A 16,614-nucleotide genomic window follows, 5' to 3' on the forward strand; every position below is an offset into this window, starting at 1 on the left:
GCAGCGGCCGATCAGCGGGGCGCGTGCCACACCAGCGTTGCCGGTTCGGTGTCCTCGCGGGTGCCGTCGTCCGAGACCGTGAGGCGGACCCCGGCGCGGCCGTCCGGCAGCGGCGTGCGGGTGTCGATCGTCACATCGACGCGCGAGACCCCCGGGCGGCGGGACGACGTGGCCAGGGCGCGGCGCAGGTGCGACAGGAGACGGGACTGCACCGGGTCGGCGAGTGCCGCCTCGACCGCGCCCAGGAAGTGCACAGACGGGGTGAAGCCCAGGATCGCCGCGGCGCCCGCCGTCTCGCGCAGCACCTTGCCGCGGAACGTCGTCGGGGCGTCCGCCGGGGGCTGTTGCAGCGCGAAGATGGTCGTGCGGACCTCCTGGATCGTCGACTCCAGCTCGTCCACGGCGTGCGCCAGCGTCGAACGGACGTCCTCGGCCCGGGTGCGGCGCTGCGTCGATTCCAGCATCATGCCCGTCGCGAAAAGGCGCTGGACGACGAGGTCGTGCAGGTCCCGGGCGATCCGGTCGCGGTCCTCGTAGACGGCGAGGCGCTCGCGGCCCTCCTGCGCCTCCGCCAGGACCAGGGCGAGCGCCGCCTGCGTGGCGAACTGGGTGGCCAGGAGATGGTCCACCGAGGTGTACGGGCGGGCGCCGGGGGAGCGGGGCAGGGCCAGCGTGCCGATCAGCTTCCCGTCGGCCTTCAGCGGCAGCATCATGCTCGGGCCGAACCGGACCCGCACCTCCGTCGTCATGCGCGGGTCCGTCGCCGAGTCCTCGATGAAGACGGGCTCACCGGTCAGGAGCTGCTCCAGGACCGCGCTGCCGGGCAGGATCGTCGCGCCGAGCAACGCCTCCGGGTCGTCCGTCGTGGCCGCCGCGACGATCTCCATGCCGCCCGCCTCCGTCGGCTGCAGCACGACCCCGGCGACGGCCCCCGCGAGGAGCCGCGCCTGCTCCGCGACCGTCGTCAGGGCGTCGCCCGCGCGGCCGGTGAGCAACTCCGTGGTGACGGCGGCGGCGCCCTCGATCCAGCGTTCGCGCTGCCTGGCGGTGTCGTACAGGCGGGCGTTGCCGAGGGCGATGCCCGCCTGGGTGGCCAGGATGCGCAGCAGGGCGAGGTCGTCGGCGGTGAATCCGGGGTGGCCCTCGCCCGGGGGTTCTCTGGTCAGGCGGAGGCGGCCGAAGACCGTTTGCTGTACGTGGACCGGGACGGCGAGGGTGTGGGGGGTGTGGATGACCGCGTCCGGGGCCTCTTCGGCGGGCAGGGCGGGGTGGACGTCCCCCGTGCCGATCGCCTCGACCAGGCCGCCGTGGGCCGGGTCGAGTACGCCGAGCACTCCGTGGTGGGCGCCGGTCAGGGTGACGGCGCTGTCCACTAGGTGTTGGAGGGTGGGGCGCAGCTCGAGCTCCGAGCCGACGTCGAGGACCGCGTCCAGGAGGAGGGTCAGGCCGGTGTCGGGGGTCGGGGGGTCGGGGTCTGGGGTCATGGCTTCCCGGGGGCGGGGCGCGGGGAGTCGTGCGCTCGGGCCCCCGCGGGGCGCAGGCGCGTCTGCCTCGTGCGGTCGTATGGCGGGTGCGGGTTGTGTGTGGCTGGGCGCGCAGTTCCTCGCGCCCCTGAGCGGGGCGGTTGGTGAGGGGGCTGGGCTGTGGGCGCGGTGTGTGCGTGGCTGGGGGCGCAGTTCCTCGCGCCCCTGAGCGGGGCGGGTGCTCAGGGCCTTCTGGTGGCGTGCTCTTCTCGTGCCGACGCCTCGCCGTAGAGGTTCGGGTCAGCTGCCCGTCGGGTCCAGGACCATGGGCTGGATCTTGCCCTCCATCATCGCGCCGAGGCCCTGCACCGCGCACACGTCGGGGCGTTCCGCCGTGTGGACCGGCATGCCGGTGGCCTCGCTGAGCATGGCGTCGAGGCCGGGGAGGCGGGCCGAGCCGCCGACCATCATGATGCCGCGTTCCGCGAGGTCGGCGACGAGGTCGGGCGGGCAGTCGCGGAGCACCTTGCTGATGCCGTCGAGCACGGCGGTGAGCGGGGTGTGGATGGCGTCGCGGACCGCCGCCGTCTCGACCTGGACCGAGCGGGCGAGGCCCGTCGTCACGTCGCGGCCGTGGATCTCGGCGTGCTCGGGGCCGTGCGGGGTCAGGCCGTTGCCGCTGAGGGCGAGTTGCAGGGGCCGTACGGTCTGGGAGGGGAGCAGGAGCGCGTGCTGCTGGCGCAGGTGCTGAACCACCGCCGCGTCGACCGCTTCGCCGCCCACGGGGACGCGGAGGGACGTCACGATCGCGCCGAGGGAGAGCACCGCGATCTGCGTGGACGACGTGCCGCACACGATGACCATCGTGGCCTCGGGCTGCTCGACCGGGAGCCCGCAGCCGACGGCCGCCGCGATGAGCGTGTCGACCATCTCGACGCGCCGTGCGCCGAGCCCGACCAGCGTCTCGACCGCCGCGCGCCGCGCCAGCGGGTCCGCGTCGTGCGGCGTGCAGATCGCGGCGCGCAGCCGGGGCTTGCGGCGCAGGGCGCGGCGGAGCTTGTCGCCGAGGAGGTGGCGCAGCATCCGCTGGGCCATCTCGATGTCGACGACGCTGCCGCCGCAGATCGGGCGGACGACGCGGATGTGCTCGGGCGTGCGGCCCGTCATCTTCTCCGCGAGTTCGCCGACCGCGATGAGGGCGCCGGTGCGGGTGTTGACCGCGGCGGCGCTCGGCTCGTCGACGGCGAGGCCGAGGCCCTTCACGTAGACGCGGGTGCGCGCGGCACCCAGATCGACGGCGAAGTGGCAGCGATACAGCTGCTCCAGACTGACGGTCATGGCAGTTCCTCCCGAGAGCGCAGACCGTGGACGGGGCCGCGGGCGCGGCCCTTTTGGCAGCGTGCGGGCAAGATCGCGATTCCGCGCGCTGGACTGGGCCGGCCGGGGCGGAGCCGAACGGGTGAAAAGTTCGATGAGCCGACCGGCCGGGCCTCCGGTGCACCGGTCCGTGGCGGGAACGTGCCAGGGCAGATTTCCGCCAGCTCCCGTTAACTCCCCTGTGACGTACGGAGCTTGAGACTCTTCTGAGCGCTCGGGTGACCCCCGGTCCGAGCCCTGTGGAGAGAGGCGACGATGACCAGAGGACCTGCCACGAGACGCGGCGCGGCCCTGCTGTCGGCCGGCATCGCGTGCGCGCTGCTGCCCGCCGGTGGCGCGCAGGCCGCCCCCGTGCCCGCAGCGCACACGAAGGCGGCGAGGGCCGCGGACGCCGCGCACACCGTCACCCTGGTGACCGGTGACAAGGTGACCGTGACGGAGCTGGGCGGCGGCAAGCGGACCGTCACCGTGGAGCGGGCCGAGGGCGCGAGCGGCGCCGTCCGTACGCGGGTGGCGGGCGGCGACATCAGCGTCGTACCCGACGAGGCCCGGCCCTTCCTGGCGGCGGGCACCCTCGACGCCCGCCTGTTCGACGTCAGCGAGCTGATACGGCAGGGCCTCGCGGACGGCAAGGCCGACGCGACGCCCCTCATCGTGACCTACGGGAACGGCAAGGCGGCCCTCGGCGCACACGCCGTTCCCCGGGGCGCCGAGCGGACGCGCGCGCTGCCCAGCGTCCGCGGCGCCGCTCTCGCCGCCGCCAAGGGACGGACCTTCTGGGACGCCGCCACCACCGGGGCGGGCTTCGGTGACGGCATCCGCAAGGTGTGGCTCGACGGCCGCGTCGAGGCCGACATGGCCGGGAGCAACGAGCAGATCGGCACCCCGCAGGCGTGGGAGGCGGGGCTCACCGGCAAGGGCGTGAAGGTCGCCGTCCTCGACACCGGGTACGACGCCTCCCACCCCGATCTCGCGACGCGGGTGAGCGAGTCCAGGTCGTTCATCGAGGGCGAGGAGGTCGCCGACCGGCACGGGCACGGCACGCACGTGGCCTCGACCGTCGGCGGCTCCGGCGCCGCGTCGGACGGCAAGGAGAAGGGGGTCGCCCCGGACGCCACGCTCGCCGTCGGCAAGGTGCTCGGCGACGCGGGCTCCGGCACCGAGTCGCAGATCATCGCCGGTATGGAGTGGGCCGCCAAGGACATCGGGGCCAAGGTCGTCTCGATGAGCCTCGGCTCGGACGTGGCGAGCGACGGCACCGATCCGATGTCCGCCGCCGTGAACACCCTCTTCGCTGAGACCGGCGCGCTCTTCGTGATCGCCGCCGGGAACACCGGCGCGCCCGGCTCCATCGGCGCGCCCGGCGCCGCCGACTCCGCGCTGACCGTCGGCGCCGTCGACTCCGCCGACCAGGCCGCCTACTTCACCGGCCAGGGCCCGCGCCTCGGCGACAACGCCCTCAAGCCCGACGTCTCGGCGCCCGGCGTGAACATCCTGGCCGCGCGCTCCTCGCTGTCCGAGGGCGAGGGCGCGTACACGGAGATGAGCGGTACGTCGATGGCGACGCCGCACGTCGCGGGTGTCGCCGCGCTGCTCGCCCAGGAGCACCCGGACTGGACCGGCGGGCAGCTCAAGGACGCGCTGATGTCCAGCAGCAAGGAGTTGACCGACGCCTCCGCCTACGTGCTGGGCGCCGGGCGGGTCAGCGTGCCGGACGCGATCGGCGCGCGCATCACCGCCACCGGCAGCGCGGACCTCGGTTATTACGCGTGGCCGTACGAGGAGAACAAGCCGGTCACGCGGACCGTCACCTACACCAACTCCGGCGATGAGGCCGTGCGGCTGGACCTCGCCGTGCAGGGCGGTGGTGACGGTGTCGCCGCGCTCGCCGACTCCACGCTGACCGTTCCGGCGCACGGCACCGCCTCCACCACCGTCACCGGCGACGGCGCGAAGGCGCCGGTGGGCGACCTCAGCGGGCAGATCGTCGCGAGCGCGGGCGGCAAGGCCGTCGCGCACACGGTGTTCGGCCTGGTGAAGGAGGAGGAGCGGTACACGCTGACCGTCCATGTGAAGGACCGGTCGGGGGCGCCGACCGCCGCCGACCTGGCGGTGCAGCGACTCACGGCGAACACGGACCCGTTCCCGGCCGCCGTCGACGCGTCCGGCACGCTGACGTTGCGGCTGAAGCCGGGCTCCTACCACCTGGAGTCCTACCTCGACGTGCGCGGCAGCCACGGTGCGGACTCGCTCGGGCTCGGCTACCTCGCCGAGCCGGAGGTGAAGCTGGACCGCGACCGGGAGATCACGCTCGACGGGCGGCAGCTGAAGGAGATCACCGCCGACGTCGGGCGGACCACGCAGACCCGGCAACTCGTCATGGAGGCCGACCGCAAGGCGGGCGGCGCCGACTACATGAGCGCCGTGCAGTTGCCCATCACGTACGACAGTGTCTTCGCCGCGCCCACCCGCAAGGTGAGCGAGGGCAGCTTCGAGTACCGCACGGTGTGGCGTCTCGGGAAGCCGACGCTCCAGGTCGACGGGGTGCGCGAGGCCACCGTGCAGGCGGGCGGCACGCTGATCGAGGGCCGCAGCCGGCTGGGCGTCGTGGACGCGGGGGACGGCGCGCCCGCCGACTACGCGGGCAGGAACGTGCGCGGCAAGGCCGTTCTCGTGCGCCGCACCGACGCCGTCGCCCCCGACCAGCTGGCCCAGGCCGCGCAGGACGCGGGCGCCAAGGCGCTGTTCGTGACGGACGACGCGCCGGGCCGGCTCAGCGCCTGGTTCGGCCCCGAGGACGGCAGCGACCGGCCGTTGCAGATCGCCTCCGTCGACGCGGCGGGCGGCGCCGCGCTGGCCGGGCTGGCGAAGAAGGGCCGCACCCTTTCGATGACGGGCACCCGGTACACGCCCTGGGTGTACGACCTCACGGACGAGCACAAGGGCGGCGTGCCGAAGGGGAGCCTGGAGTACCGGCCGGGCAAGCGCGAACTGGCGGTCCTCGACACCAAGTTCCATGCCGTGAAGCCGCAGGACGGGGGCGAGTTCCGGTACTCGATCACCGACACGTTCCCGGTCGGGCTCGGCTTCCTGGAGCAGATCGCCTATCCGGCCGAGCGCACGGAGTACGTCTCCACGGGCGCCGGACAGACCTGGCACGAGTCCGTGCAGACCGGCCCGACCGACCTGGAGCAGCGCAGCGGCCTGGTCACGTACGAGGGCGGGACGCGGACGGACCTCGACTGGTTCAAGCCGGTCTGGCATCCGTGGCTGGGCACCGGGCTCGGCTGGGGGCAGCAGCGCTCCGGCTCCACGCTGCAGTTCAACACGCCCGGCTGGGGCGACTCGGGGCCCGACCACACCGGCTTCGGCGACGCGTGGAGCAGCGGGACCAACGGCATCGACCAGTACACGTCGGTGTCCGTGGACGGGGTGGAGGTCGACCGCAAGAAGAGCTCGGGTGTGTACGTGTGGGACGCCGATCCGGCGGCGCACACGTACAAGGTCGAGACGGACACCACGCTCGACCCCGCACGCTGGGAACTGTCGACCGAGGGCCACGCCGCGTGGACGTTCAGGTCGGCGGAGACGCCGGACGACCGGTGGACGTACCTGCCGCTGATCAACCTCGGTTTCGACCTCGACACCGATCTGGCGGGTGACGTACGGGGCGGCTCGCGCGTTCCGGTCGGGATCTTCGGCGAGTACGTGAAGGACGCGGCCGGTACGGGGACGATCGGCGGGGGCCGGCTCGACGTGTCCTACGACGACGGCAAGACCTGGCGGCCGGTGGCGCTGAGCGGGCGCGGCGCCTCGTGGAAGGGCAGCCTGAGCGTTCCGCGCCACGCGGAGTACGTGTCGCTGCGGGCGTCGGCCAAGGACGACAAGGGCGGGTCCGTGACGCAGGAGATCATCCGGGCGGTCGGGATCAAGTAGCGCGTTCGTGGGCGGGAGCCCGGTGCGGCGTGCTGCCGCGCCGGGCTCCGGCATGTCGTCGGCGTGTCAAGGGGTGATACGTCGACGTCCGGGATGCGGACCCTGGGTTGTGGTGGGGGCGGGGCCCGGAAAGGATGCCCGCATGGCCCCCGTACTCGTCTCCCGCCGACACGTGGATCTGCTGCGTGTCGCGACGATGCTCTGTCGGGCCTCCGCGCGTCGCCGTACGGCCGGCTGCTGAACAGCGGCCTCGCCGCGAGCCGTCTCGTCGGTCCCTTCCCGGCCGAGGACCTTCGCCGGTCGCCCGGGTTCCGGCCGGGCTCGCCCCGCCCGTAGCGGCGACTTCCGGCGTTCGCGCCCCTTCCTCTCCCGGGGCGGCGCCGCCCTGACCCTGCCACCCCTGTCGTAGGCCCGAGGTGCCCATGTCCCAGAACGTGCCGTTGCTGCATTGGTTCCTGCCCACCGCCGGAGGCGACCGGGGCGACACCGCCGGGCCCGTGCGGGTCGCGCGCGCCGCCGAGCGGGCCGGGTTCGCGTCCTTGTCCGCCGCGGTGGGGCGCGGGCGCGCCGACCCGTGGCACCTGGCGTCCGTGCTCGCCGGGCGGACCGAGCGGATCGGGTTCCTGGTCGGGGTGCGAGCCGGGTCGGTCAGCCCGACGCTGCTCGCGCAACAGGCCGACGCGTTCCGCCGGTTCACGGGCGGGCGGCTGCGGCTGAACGTCGTCACGGCCGACGACCGGGCCGAACGGCGTTCCGCGGGCGAGCAGTTGGCGCACGACCAGCGCTACGGCCGTACCGATGAGGTGATGGCGGTGGTGCGGGACCTGCTCGACGGCCGGCGCATCGACTTCCAGGGGCAGCATGTGCAGGTCGAGGGTGCGCGGCTGACCGATCCGGCCGTCGAGCACAAGGTGCCGCTGTATCTGGGGGGTGTGTCGGGGGCCGCGGAGAACCTTGCCGCGCGGCGGGCCGATGTCCATCTGCTGTCGGGCGAGTCCGAGCCGTCCCCGGCGGAGGTCGCGGCGCGGATCGCCCGGGTGCGGGACCGGAATCCGGCGCTGCGGTTCGCGCTGCGGCTGCCCGTCGAGGCGGGCCGGGACCATGAGGCGGGCCGGGATTACGAGGCGGCAGCCCGGCGCCTGCACGCCTACTGTCGCGCGGGCGTCGACGAGTTCGTGCTCTCGGGAGGGCCGGACGCGGACGACGCCCTGCGGGTGGGGGAGGAAGTGGTCCCGAGGCTGCGGGAGTTGCTCGCCGAGGACCAGGGAAACGCGGCGGCGCCGCCTCCCCGTGGGACCGGGGGAGGCGGCGCCGCGCTGGTGTCCGACTGAGTTACACGAGCCAGCCGACGAAGTGGACGAGGCCGGCGAGGATGTCGGTGAGCAGGTTCATGGTGAAACGTTCTCCTTGCGATGGTGCATGTGTGTGGGACAAACACCCCGGCCCTGTTGGGACATGGACCGGGTGCGCCAACTACGGTCTGCAGCCCGTTGCTTGCGCACCGTAAGCATCGTTGGTCACTCGTGCCTCATGCAATTTTTGGCGGGACGATCACCTGTTCGTGGGAACAACTGCGCGCCTGTTCGTTTCAGATCATGGGGCCGCGGCGGTCGGTGGCGGCTCGGCGATGCCCCGGACGACGCCCAGCTCCACCAAGTCCTGCGGCCGGACGCGAAGTTGTCCGGCGGTCTCCGGTGCCCGGCCGGCCGGGCGCTTGAGGATCGCGGCGGCGAGCTCGGGGGCGATCACCGAGAAGTACGCGTCCGGCGCCACCCACGTGCTGCCGGGCGCGGCCAGTGCCAGCGCGCCGCCCGAACCGCCCTCGCCGATCACCAGGGTGGTGACCGGCACCGGCGACTCCGCGAGCGCCAGGAACAGTTCGGCGATGGCGGCGCCCGCTCCCGCGCGTTCGGCGGCGTCCCCGCTCGCCGCGCCGGGTGTGTCCACGAGCGTGAGTACGGGGATGCCGAGGCGGCCCGCGAGCCGGACGAGCCGGGTCGCCGTGCGGTAGCCGGCCGGGGTGGTGGCGGTGCCGCACTGGGCGGCGTAGGCGATGGTCCGCGACGCGCCCCGCGCTGCGGCGGTGACCGTTCCCCCCGCGCCCCCGCCGCCCTCGGCCCCGCCCCGGGCCGCGAGGTCGCCGAAGCCGCAGATCATGCCGTCGTCCGTGCCGCCCGCGCGGTCGCCGCGCAGCTCGACGCGGTCACCGAAATAGGCGTCCAAGTAGGCGTCGGCGCGCGGCCGTTCGGGGGCGCGGGCCCGGCCGACCGCGTCCCAGCCGGTCGCGGGCAGGTCCGTGCGGCCCAGGGCGTACGGCACGGGTGCCGGGGCCGCGGACGGCCGGGTCAGCAGGCGCAGGCGGCGGCCGAGCGCGGCGCGCAGCTCGTCCGGCGCCACGAGCGTGTCGACGGAGCCCGCCGCCCACTGCGCCTGTGCGGTGTACGCCGCCGGGTCCGCGTCCGGCGGCCGTACCCGGGACCCGGCGAACCCGGTCTGCGCCCCCGGCAGCGCGAGGGTCAGGTCGGCGCCCGCGCCCAGGGTCGCCCAGCCGCCACCGGTCGTCGGGTCCCGTACGACGGCGATCTGGGGCAGCCCGGCGGCCCGCGTGAGCGCCGACTGCTGCGCCACGCGCTGGAGTTGAGTGAGGGCGATCATGCCTTCCTGCATCCGGCTGCCGCCCGTGGCGATGAGCGGGACGACGGGGAGGCGGTGGGCGCGGGCGTGGACGTGCGCGGCCTCGATGCGGTCGCCGGTCTCCTGGCCGAGGGAGCCGCCGAGGTAGCCGAACTCGAAGGCGAGCACGACGGCGGGCGCCCCGTCGATCTCGGCGCTGCCGGTGACGACGGACTCGGCCTCGCCGGTGCGCTCGGCGGCGCGCGCCCTGGCGTCGCCGTAGCCGGGCCAGCGGAGCGGGTCGGGGCGTGCGGGCGGTGCCGGGGGCGGGAGTTCACGGAAGGTGCCGGGGTCGCAGACGGCGGCGAGGACGTCGCGCGCGCGGGCGCCGTCAGCCATCGGGGAGGGCCCGCTTGAGGATCTTGCCCATGTCGTTGCGGGGGAGCGCGTCGAGGTAGCGGACCGCGCGGGGCCGCTTGTGCGGGGAGAGGCGGGCGGCGACGTGGTCGGCCAGGGCGTCGGCGCCCGGCGGGTCGGCGGGGTCGGCGGGGACGATCCAGGCGACGACGCGTTCGCCCAGGTCGGCGTCGGGGGCGCCGGTGACCGCGGCCTCCTTGACGCCGGGGTGTTCGAGGAGGGCGTTCTCGATCTCGCCCGCGCCGATCTTGTAGCCGCCGCTCTTGATGAGGTCGGTGGCCTTGCGGCCGATGATGCGGACGTAGCCGTCGGGGTCCCGTACGGCCATGTCGCCGGTGCGGAACCAGCCGCCCGGCGCGAACGCCGCAGCCGTCGCGTCGGGCCGGTTCAGGTACTCCAGGAACAGGTTGGGCCCGCGCACCTGGATCTCCCCGACGGCCTCCGGATCACCGGCCGGGACCTCGGTCGTGCCGTCGTCCTCGGTGAGCCGCAGCTCGACGCCCGGCAGCGGGACGCCGACCGTGCCGGGGCGCGGCTCGCCGTCGGCGCGGACGCTGGTGTTCATCAGGGTCTCGGTCATCCCGTACCGCTCGACGACGCGCCGGCCGGTGGCGGCGGTGATCCGCTCGTGGTCGTGGACGGGCAGCGCGGCGGAGCCGGAGACGAGGAGCCGGGCCGAGGCGAGGGCCTTCGCGAGCGCCGGGTCCGTGGGCAGCGCCTCGGCGATGCGGTGGTACATCGTCGGCACGCCGAACAGCATCGTCGCCCCGGACGCCAGCTCGCGCGTCACCCCGTCCGTGTCGAACCGGCCGAGGTGGCGCACCGCGCCGCCCCTGCGCAGCGGGCCGATGACGCCCAGGATCAGCCCGTGCACGTGGAACAGCGGAAGCCCGTGCACGAGGGTGTCCCGCTCCGTCCACTGCCAGGCGTCCCGTAGCGCGTCGAGGGTGGCGGAGACGGCGCGGCGGGGGAGCACGGCGCCCTTCGGCGGTCCCGTGGTGCCGGAGGTGTAGACGATGAAGGCGGGGGTGGCCGGGTCGGCGGGTTCGTCGGGGAGGGGGACCGGCTGGTCCGCCTCCGTGCCTACGGTGATGTCGACGCGGTCCAACTCGGCCAGCGCGGGCGGCAGTTCCGCGCCCGGCGCCGCGAGGACCGCGTCGGGTGCGCTGTCGGCCACGATGTGCCCCAGCTCGCTCCCGCCCGACTTCGGATTGACCGGAACGGCGGCGACCCCGGCCAGCAGCGCCGCGACCACGCCCACCGCGGTCTCCAGGGTCGGCGTCGCCCACACGGCGACCCGCGCCGAACCGCTCAGCCGGGACGCCAGGGGCGCGGCCACCGCCGCCAGTTCGCCGTAGGTCAGGGAGCGGTCGCCGAAGCGCAGGGCCGGACGGTCGGGGGTGTCGGCCAGGGCCGGGAGGAGTCGGGGCACGTGAACACTCCTGATCTGCGGCGGATTGCTTCAGGGCTGCGATGGGCTCAGGGCTGCGATGAGTTAAGGGCTGCGATTGGTTCAGTGGCTGAGCCAATCCGAGCGTGCCGTCTGGCAGGCGCCCACGTCAAGGACGTACGCTGCCCGGCACACGACCAGGGCGAAAAGGGGGGCGGGCCGGGATGGGCGACGCACTGCGGCCGATGGCGGCGCGCCCGCGCCTGTACGAGCAGGTGCTCGACCGGCTGCGCGCCTACGTCGCCGAGGGCGGCCTGCGCGCGGGCGACCGGCTGCCCACCGAGCGCGACCTCGCCGCACGGCTCGGGGTGAGCCGCGCCTCGGTCAAGCAGGCCATCGTCGTCCTTGAGGTGCAGGGCCTGGTGGAGGCGCGGCACGGCGGCGGCACGTATCTGATGCGGGACAGCCTCGACACGGTCGTCGTCGAACCGGTGGAGAGCCTCGTCGCCCGCAGGAAGCGGCTCCCGGACGTCCTTGAGGCGCGCGAGGCGCTGGAGACGAAGCTCGCGGAACTGGCGGCGGAGCGCAGGACGGACGCCGACCTCGCCGCGCTGCGTACGGCGCTCGACACCATGGCGCGCGACATCGAGGCGGGCGGCCTCGGCATCGAGGGCGACCGGCTGTTCCACGCGGCGGTGACGGCGGCCGCGCACAGTGCGCTGCTCGCCGCGTTCATGCGGGAGATCGACGAGCCGATCGCGGAGTCCCGTACGGAGTCGCTGCGCCAGCCGCGCCGGCCGGGCCGTTCGCTCGCCCAGCACCGGGCGATCCTCGACGCGATCGAGGCGGGGCAGGGGCGCGGGGCCGCGGCGGCGATGCGCAGGCATGTGCGGTCGGTGGCGAAGGTGCGGCTGCTCGAGTGGGAACCGGAGCCCGGAGAAGGTACGCCGGAGTAGGTGGTTCCGCTTAATCTCGGAATTCGGGCAGCGTGTGCGCGGAATTCCGGGGCACCCGGAGGATCGTAAAGACGTCGTGCGAAACGATCTGAGGGGTGTGGACCATGTCGGCCTACGGTAGCCGTCCTGCTGCTTCTTCCGGTACCCGGACGAATGGCCTCGCGATAGCCGGACTCGTATGCGGCATCGTCGGACTGTTCTTCCTCAGCTTCGTTCTCGGCCCGCTCGCGATCATCTTCGGCGCGCTCGCCCTCAAGCAGAAGGCCGCCAGCGGCGGTGCGGGCATGGCGAAGGCGGGCCTCATCCTCGGCATCATCGACGTGGTCCTCTTCATCGTGCTGATGATTGTCGCGGCCAATGGCGGATTCAGCTGGTACGTCGGCGGATGACCCCAGGCCGGCGGGATTGCCGGTCGGGAGCGAAACGGAACGAAAAGCACCGGCGAGAAATGCGCGTGGGGATCGCGCGCATTCTTCGCCGGTGCTTTTCCGTGTCCCGTGCGTTAAGGTCTGACGGCATCATCCTTGCTGGTACTCACACTTCTGCCCGGTGACAGAGTCGGCGGCAGGCGCGCGTCCCCGCCTCCCGCCCGCACTGGACGGCTACTGGCGCGCTCACGGGTCGGCACACTCCGGACGCCGGCGACCCCGGGTGAGCGCGCCCCGCCGGGCGGCGAAAGGGACGCGCCGTGGCGACGGCGAATCGACGTACTTATCAGGCACTTCTCCGCATTCCGGGTGCGGCTGCCTTCTTCCTCTCCGGCGTCGTAGGGCGTATCGGGCTCGCGATGACCGGGGTCGGCATCGTGTGGCTGGTGCACGCGCGGACCGGGTCGTTCGGCGACGCGGGCGTGGTGGCGGGCTGTTTCGCCGTCGCGGAGGCGCTGGGCGGGCCGCAGGTCGGGCGCCTTGTCGACCGGTTCGGGCAGGCGCGGGTACTGGTGTGCGCGCCGGCCGTGCACGCGGGGGCGGTCGGGCTGCTGTTCGCGGGCGGCGACCTCTTGACCGTTGTCGGGGCGACGCTCGCGGGCGCCAGCCTTCCGCAGCTCAGTGCGGTCTCGGCGGCCCGCTGGTCCGCCCTGCTGCGAGGTACTCCGCACGAATCCGAGCTGCCCCGCGCCTACACCCTCGAAGCGCTCGCCAACGGGGTTTCCTTCCTCGCCGGACCGGCGCTCGTCAGCGCGGTCGGCGCCGCCGGGCATCCGCGCCTCGGCAGCCTGCTCGCGGCGGCCCTCGTGGTCGGCGGCGGCCTCGCGCTCGCGGCGCAGCGCGCCACGGCGCCGCCAGTGGTGGGGCGCGCCGAGCGCCGAGGAGCCGGGCGCAGCCTGTTGCGCCCCGCCTTCGTACGGCTCGTCGCGCTCAATGCCGCGCTCGGCGTCTTCTTCGGCGCCATGCAGGTGTCGGTGACGGCGTACGCGGTCGGACGCGGGACGCCGGACGTCGCCCCACTGCTGTACGCGGTGTCCAACTGCACGAATTTGGTGGGCGGCTGGGTGTACGGAGCGCGGTCCTGGGGTGGTGCGTCGCCTGAGCGGCAGCGGGCGGTGGCGGCGATCGGGCTGGCGTTGTCGTGTGCGCCGTTGACGGTCGTGGAGGGTGTGCCGGCGGTGGCGGTCTGTCTCGCGCTGACGGGTCTCGCGGTGCCGGTGCTGCTGGTCGTCTTCTCCGTCCTGGCCGAGAACACCGTGGAGCGGGCCGTCCTCACCCAGGCGTTCACGTGGCTCGGCTCCGCGAGCGCCGCCGGGAGCGCGGGGGCGGCGGCCCTTGCCGGGCGGGCGGTGGACGGGGCGGGGCCGCACGCCGGGTTCGCGGTGGGGGCGGTGGCGACGCTGGGGATGGTGGTGCTCGCGGGGCGCGGAAGGGGGCTGAGGGTGTCGAGTTAGCCTCGGGGCACGTGAGGAGCCCGAAGGCCGAAGGAGTGAACCCGAATGTCCCGCATAGCCCTCGTCACCTGCCGACCCGCACCCCAGATATCCGTTGATCTCGATCTGCCCCTGATCGCCGAGGAGCTGGAGCGGGGCGGGGCGGACGTCACGGTGGCCTGTTGGGATGACCCGGAGGTCGACTGGGGCTCCTACGATCTCGCCGTCATCCGCTCCACCTGGGACTACAGCTGGCGGCGCGACGAGTTCCTCGACTGGGCCGTGCGGTGCGCCGCCGAGACGCGGCTCGCGAACCCGGTCGAGGTCCTGCGCTGGAACACCGACAAGCGGTATCTCGGGGATCTGCTCCGGGCGGGGGTGCCTACGGTGCCGACCCGGTACATCGCGCCCGGCGAGGTGCCCGAGCTGCCGGTCGACGGCGAGTATGTGATCAAGCCTGCCTCGGGCGCGGGGGCCAGGTATGCGGCGCGTTATACGGACGCCGAGCGGGATACGGCCCTGCGCCATCTGGCCCGGATGCACGCCGAGGGGCTCACGGCGATGATCCAGCCTTACGTCGCCGGGATAGAGGCGACGGGGGAGCGGGCCGTGCTCTTCTACGGCGGCGACTTCCTGCACTCGATCCGCAAGGGAGCCGTCCTTGCGGCGGGAGTTCCCTACGACGAGAAGAAGGTGGCCCACCCGGCGCTTGAGGCCTGGCAGCCGACCGACGCGGAGTTCGCGGTGGCGCGGGCGGCGTTGGATGCGGTGCCGGGTGGGGTGGAGCAGCTTCTCTATGCGCGGGTCGACTTGGTGGACGGGGTGGATGGACAGCCCTGTGTGATGGAGCTGGAGCTGGTCGAGCCGAACCTGTTCTTGAAGGCTGTGCATCCGGCGTCGCTGCCGGTTGTGGCTACCGCGATCTTGAAGGCTGCGGGCTGACTGTTTTTCTCAGGCGGCTGCCAGCTCGCACCACACGTACTTGCCCCGGTTCGCCCCGCTCCCCAGGGCATGCCAACCCCAGTCGTTGGCACATGCCTTGACCAGCATCAGGCCCCGGCCCTCCTCCGCGTCAGCGGTCCACGCGTTCGCGCAGGGCGGGTCGGGTGGTTCCGGGGCGGTGTCCCATGCGCCGATGCGCAGTACTCCGACGGACCATCGCACCCTCAGCGCGGCCGGGCCCTTCGTGTGCCGTACGGCGTTGCCCACCAGCTCGGCGGCGAGCAGCTCCGCGACGTCCACCAGGCGGATCAGGCCGTGCATGGTCAGGATCAGGCGCAGAGTGCGACGGCTGACCGTCACCGCGCGCAGGTCGTTGGGGATGTAGAGGGAGTACTCCCAGGGTTCGCATTCGGGCATGTGGCCGCTCCGTTCGATGACATGGGGAGGCATTGGGTCACACGCCGCGAAGCCGTAGAGTGTGCGGCGCGTCACCGAAGGTAGGGGCCAAATTTGGGCCCGCGCAAGCCGGTGCGTTATCTGTCCCCCGAACGAGCCGTTCCGGCTCAGCGGTTGAAGCCGAGGAGCACGTCATGCCACGCAGACGCCAGGCGAGCGCACGCCAGGAGCGGCTAGGCGCCGAGCTGCGGAAACTGCGCGAGGCGGCAGGGCTGAAGGGCCGGGAGGCTGCCGCGCTGCTAGGTACGGACTCCGCGCAGGTGAGCCAGACCGAGGCCGGTCTTGCGGGCCTGAGTGAGGCACGCCTACGGCGTATGGCGACGCAATACGCCTGCGAGGACGAGCGGTTGGTCGAAGCGCTGGTGGCGATGGCGACAGACCGGACGAATGGCTGGTGGGAGGAGTATCGCGGCCTCCTGCCCACGATGTATCTGGACCTCGCAGAGGTGGAGCACCACGCCGTCTACCGGCACGACGCAGAGTTCCTGCACATTCCCGGGCTGCTTCAAACGGAGGACTACGCCCGCGCGGTCTTCTCGTACCAGGTCCCGCCCCTGGCCGTGGACGACGTCGAGTTGCGCGCTCGGCATCGGGTGCATCGCCGCGTGGTCATCGAGGGGCCCGACCCCATCACGTACAGGGCCGTGATCCACGAAGCGGCTCTGCGTATACGTGTGGCCGACCGCCCTGCTGCGCGGGCGCAGCTCAACCGCGTGCTGGAACTCTCTGAGGCTGACCACATCACGGTGCGTGTCATCCCGTTCGACATCGACGGGTTCGCCGGTGCCTGGAGCGCCATGATGTACGTGGGTGGTGCCGTACCGAAACTGGACACTGCCGTCTGTGACTCGTCGAACGGCACAGCGTTCATCGACTCTGAGGCTCAACTCGGCGCCTTCAGAACCCTCTTGCGTAAGGTGGAGGCAGTGGCGCTCGAACCTGAGCGTTCCCGTGACTTCATCCACGCCCTGGCGAAGGAACTGTGAGGTAAGTAATGGCCCGCACCTACACTTGGCGGAAGTCGTCATACTCCGGCGGCGCCGAGGGCAACAACTGTGTCGAGGTTGCTGCGCTCCCCACTCGCGTAGCCGTCCGCGACTCGAAGGCCCCGGACGGTGGATTCCTTACCGTTCCGTGTGCCGTCTTCGGAGCCTTCGTCGAGGGGCTCAAGACGCGGACCGTACCGACCAGCTGAGGGAGGCA

13 protein-coding genes are annotated in these 16,614 nt (G+C 73.1%); 8 read left to right on the forward strand and 5 right to left on the reverse strand.

The features are described 5' to 3' along the window. Positions 1-11 precede the first annotated feature (11 nt). Together C1N81_RS30185 and C1N81_RS30190 are read right to left on the reverse strand one after the other, a co-directional pair. Positions 12-1,484, reverse strand: coding sequence for a sensor histidine kinase (locus C1N81_RS30185; protein ID WP_394434360.1), 1,473 nt, complete (start codon positions 1,482-1,484; stop codon positions 12-14). 279 nt (positions 1,485-1,763) lie between these two features. Further along, positions 1,764-2,801: a rod shape-determining protein gene (locus tag C1N81_RS30190; protein WP_394434362.1), complete on the reverse strand. Its 1,038-nt coding sequence runs from the start codon at positions 2,799-2,801 to the stop codon at positions 1,764-1,766. A gap of 294 nt (positions 2,802-3,095) precedes the next feature. Between C1N81_RS30190 and C1N81_RS30195 the strand changes: the two genes are divergently transcribed. Next, positions 3,096-6,776, forward strand: a complete 3,681-nt coding sequence (locus tag C1N81_RS30195) for a S8 family serine peptidase (protein ID WP_394434363.1) — start codon at positions 3,096-3,098, stop codon at positions 6,774-6,776. A gap of 422 nt (positions 6,777-7,198) precedes the next feature. Then, on the forward strand, positions 7,199-8,107 hold the full coding sequence (locus tag C1N81_RS30200) for an LLM class flavin-dependent oxidoreductase (protein ID WP_394434365.1): 909 nt from the start codon (positions 7,199-7,201) through the stop codon (positions 8,105-8,107). Positions 8,108-8,369: 262 nt separating this feature from the next. Here the strand turns inward: C1N81_RS30200 and C1N81_RS30205 are convergent, their stop codons facing one another. After that, positions 8,370-9,788, reverse strand: a complete 1,419-nt coding sequence (locus C1N81_RS30205) for a carboxyl transferase domain-containing protein (protein ID WP_394434367.1) — start codon at positions 9,786-9,788, stop codon at positions 8,370-8,372. Continuing rightward, positions 9,781-11,238, reverse strand: a complete 1,458-nt coding sequence (locus C1N81_RS30210; RefSeq protein WP_394434369.1) for an acyl-CoA synthetase — start codon at positions 11,236-11,238, stop codon at positions 9,781-9,783. Before C1N81_RS30210 ends, C1N81_RS30205 begins: the two co-directional genes overlap by 8 nt. 182 nt (positions 11,239-11,420) lie before the next feature. Between C1N81_RS30210 and C1N81_RS30215 the strand changes: the two genes are divergently transcribed. From C1N81_RS30215 to C1N81_RS30230, 4 genes are all read left to right on the forward strand, one after another. Further along, positions 11,421-12,152 (forward strand): FadR/GntR family transcriptional regulator, encoded by a 732-nt coding sequence (locus tag C1N81_RS30215; protein WP_394434371.1) that lies wholly within the window; start codon positions 11,421-11,423, stop codon positions 12,150-12,152. A gap of 104 nt (positions 12,153-12,256) precedes the next feature. After that, the gene (locus C1N81_RS30220; RefSeq protein WP_394434373.1) at positions 12,257-12,541 is read left to right on the forward strand and encodes a DUF4190 domain-containing protein; all 285 of its coding nucleotides are present in this window, start codon (positions 12,257-12,259) and stop codon (positions 12,539-12,541) included. A 299-nt stretch (positions 12,542-12,840) separates the two neighbouring features. Then, on the forward strand, positions 12,841-14,034 hold the full coding sequence (locus C1N81_RS30225; protein ID WP_394434375.1) for an MFS transporter: 1,194 nt from the start codon (positions 12,841-12,843) through the stop codon (positions 14,032-14,034). 45 nt (positions 14,035-14,079) lie between these two features. Next, entirely contained in the window at positions 14,080-14,955 is an 876-nt protein-coding gene (locus C1N81_RS30230; protein ID WP_394434377.1) for an ATP-grasp domain-containing protein, read from the forward strand. A gap of 9 nt (positions 14,956-14,964) precedes the next feature. On the opposite strand, the gene C1N81_RS30235 is transcribed toward C1N81_RS30230, so the two are convergent. Further along, entirely contained in the window at positions 14,965-15,372 is a 408-nt protein-coding gene (locus tag C1N81_RS30235) for an ATP-binding protein (protein ID WP_394434379.1), read from the reverse strand. 173 nt (positions 15,373-15,545) lie between these two features. On the opposite strand from C1N81_RS30235, the gene C1N81_RS30240 reads away from it, so the two are divergent. Continuing rightward, positions 15,546-16,397: a helix-turn-helix domain-containing protein gene (locus C1N81_RS30240; RefSeq protein ID WP_394434381.1), complete on the forward strand. Its 852-nt coding sequence runs from the start codon at positions 15,546-15,548 to the stop codon at positions 16,395-16,397. Between the two features lie 8 nt (positions 16,398-16,405). After that, a complete protein-coding gene (locus tag C1N81_RS30245) occupies positions 16,406-16,606 on the forward strand; it encodes a DUF397 domain-containing protein (RefSeq protein WP_394434382.1) in 201 nt (66 codons plus the stop codon). Positions 16,607-16,614: the final 8 nt, after the last annotated feature.

This window comes from Streptomyces sp. SGAir0957, assembly GCF_043523415.1.

Coding starts and splice junctions, on each gene's coding strand:
- C1N81_RS30215 (WP_394434371.1), top strand. CDS start 11,421: ATGGGCGACGCACTGCGGCCGATGGCGGCGCGCCCGCGCCTGTACGAG.
- C1N81_RS30195 (WP_394434363.1), top strand. CDS start 3,096: ATGACCAGAGGACCTGCCACGAGACGCGGCGCGGCCCTGCTGTCGGCC.
- C1N81_RS30185 (WP_394434360.1), bottom strand. CDS start 1,484: ATGACCCCAGACCCCGACCCCCCGACCCCCGACACCGGCCTGACCCTC.
- C1N81_RS30205 (WP_394434367.1), bottom strand. CDS start 9,788: ATGGCTGACGGCGCCCGCGCGCGCGACGTCCTCGCCGCCGTCTGCGAC.
- C1N81_RS30200 (WP_394434365.1), top strand. CDS start 7,199: ATGTCCCAGAACGTGCCGTTGCTGCATTGGTTCCTGCCCACCGCCGGA.
- C1N81_RS30190 (WP_394434362.1), bottom strand. CDS start 2,801: ATGACCGTCAGTCTGGAGCAGCTGTATCGCTGCCACTTCGCCGTCGAT.
- C1N81_RS30220 (WP_394434373.1), top strand. CDS start 12,257: ATGTCGGCCTACGGTAGCCGTCCTGCTGCTTCTTCCGGTACCCGGACG.
- C1N81_RS30235 (WP_394434379.1), bottom strand. CDS start 15,372: ATGCCCGAATGCGAACCCTGGGAGTACTCCCTCTACATCCCCAACGAC.
- C1N81_RS30230 (WP_394434377.1), top strand. CDS start 14,080: ATGTCCCGCATAGCCCTCGTCACCTGCCGACCCGCACCCCAGATATCC.
- C1N81_RS30240 (WP_394434381.1), top strand. CDS start 15,546: ATGCCACGCAGACGCCAGGCGAGCGCACGCCAGGAGCGGCTAGGCGCC.
- C1N81_RS30245 (WP_394434382.1), top strand. CDS start 16,406: ATGGCCCGCACCTACACTTGGCGGAAGTCGTCATACTCCGGCGGCGCC.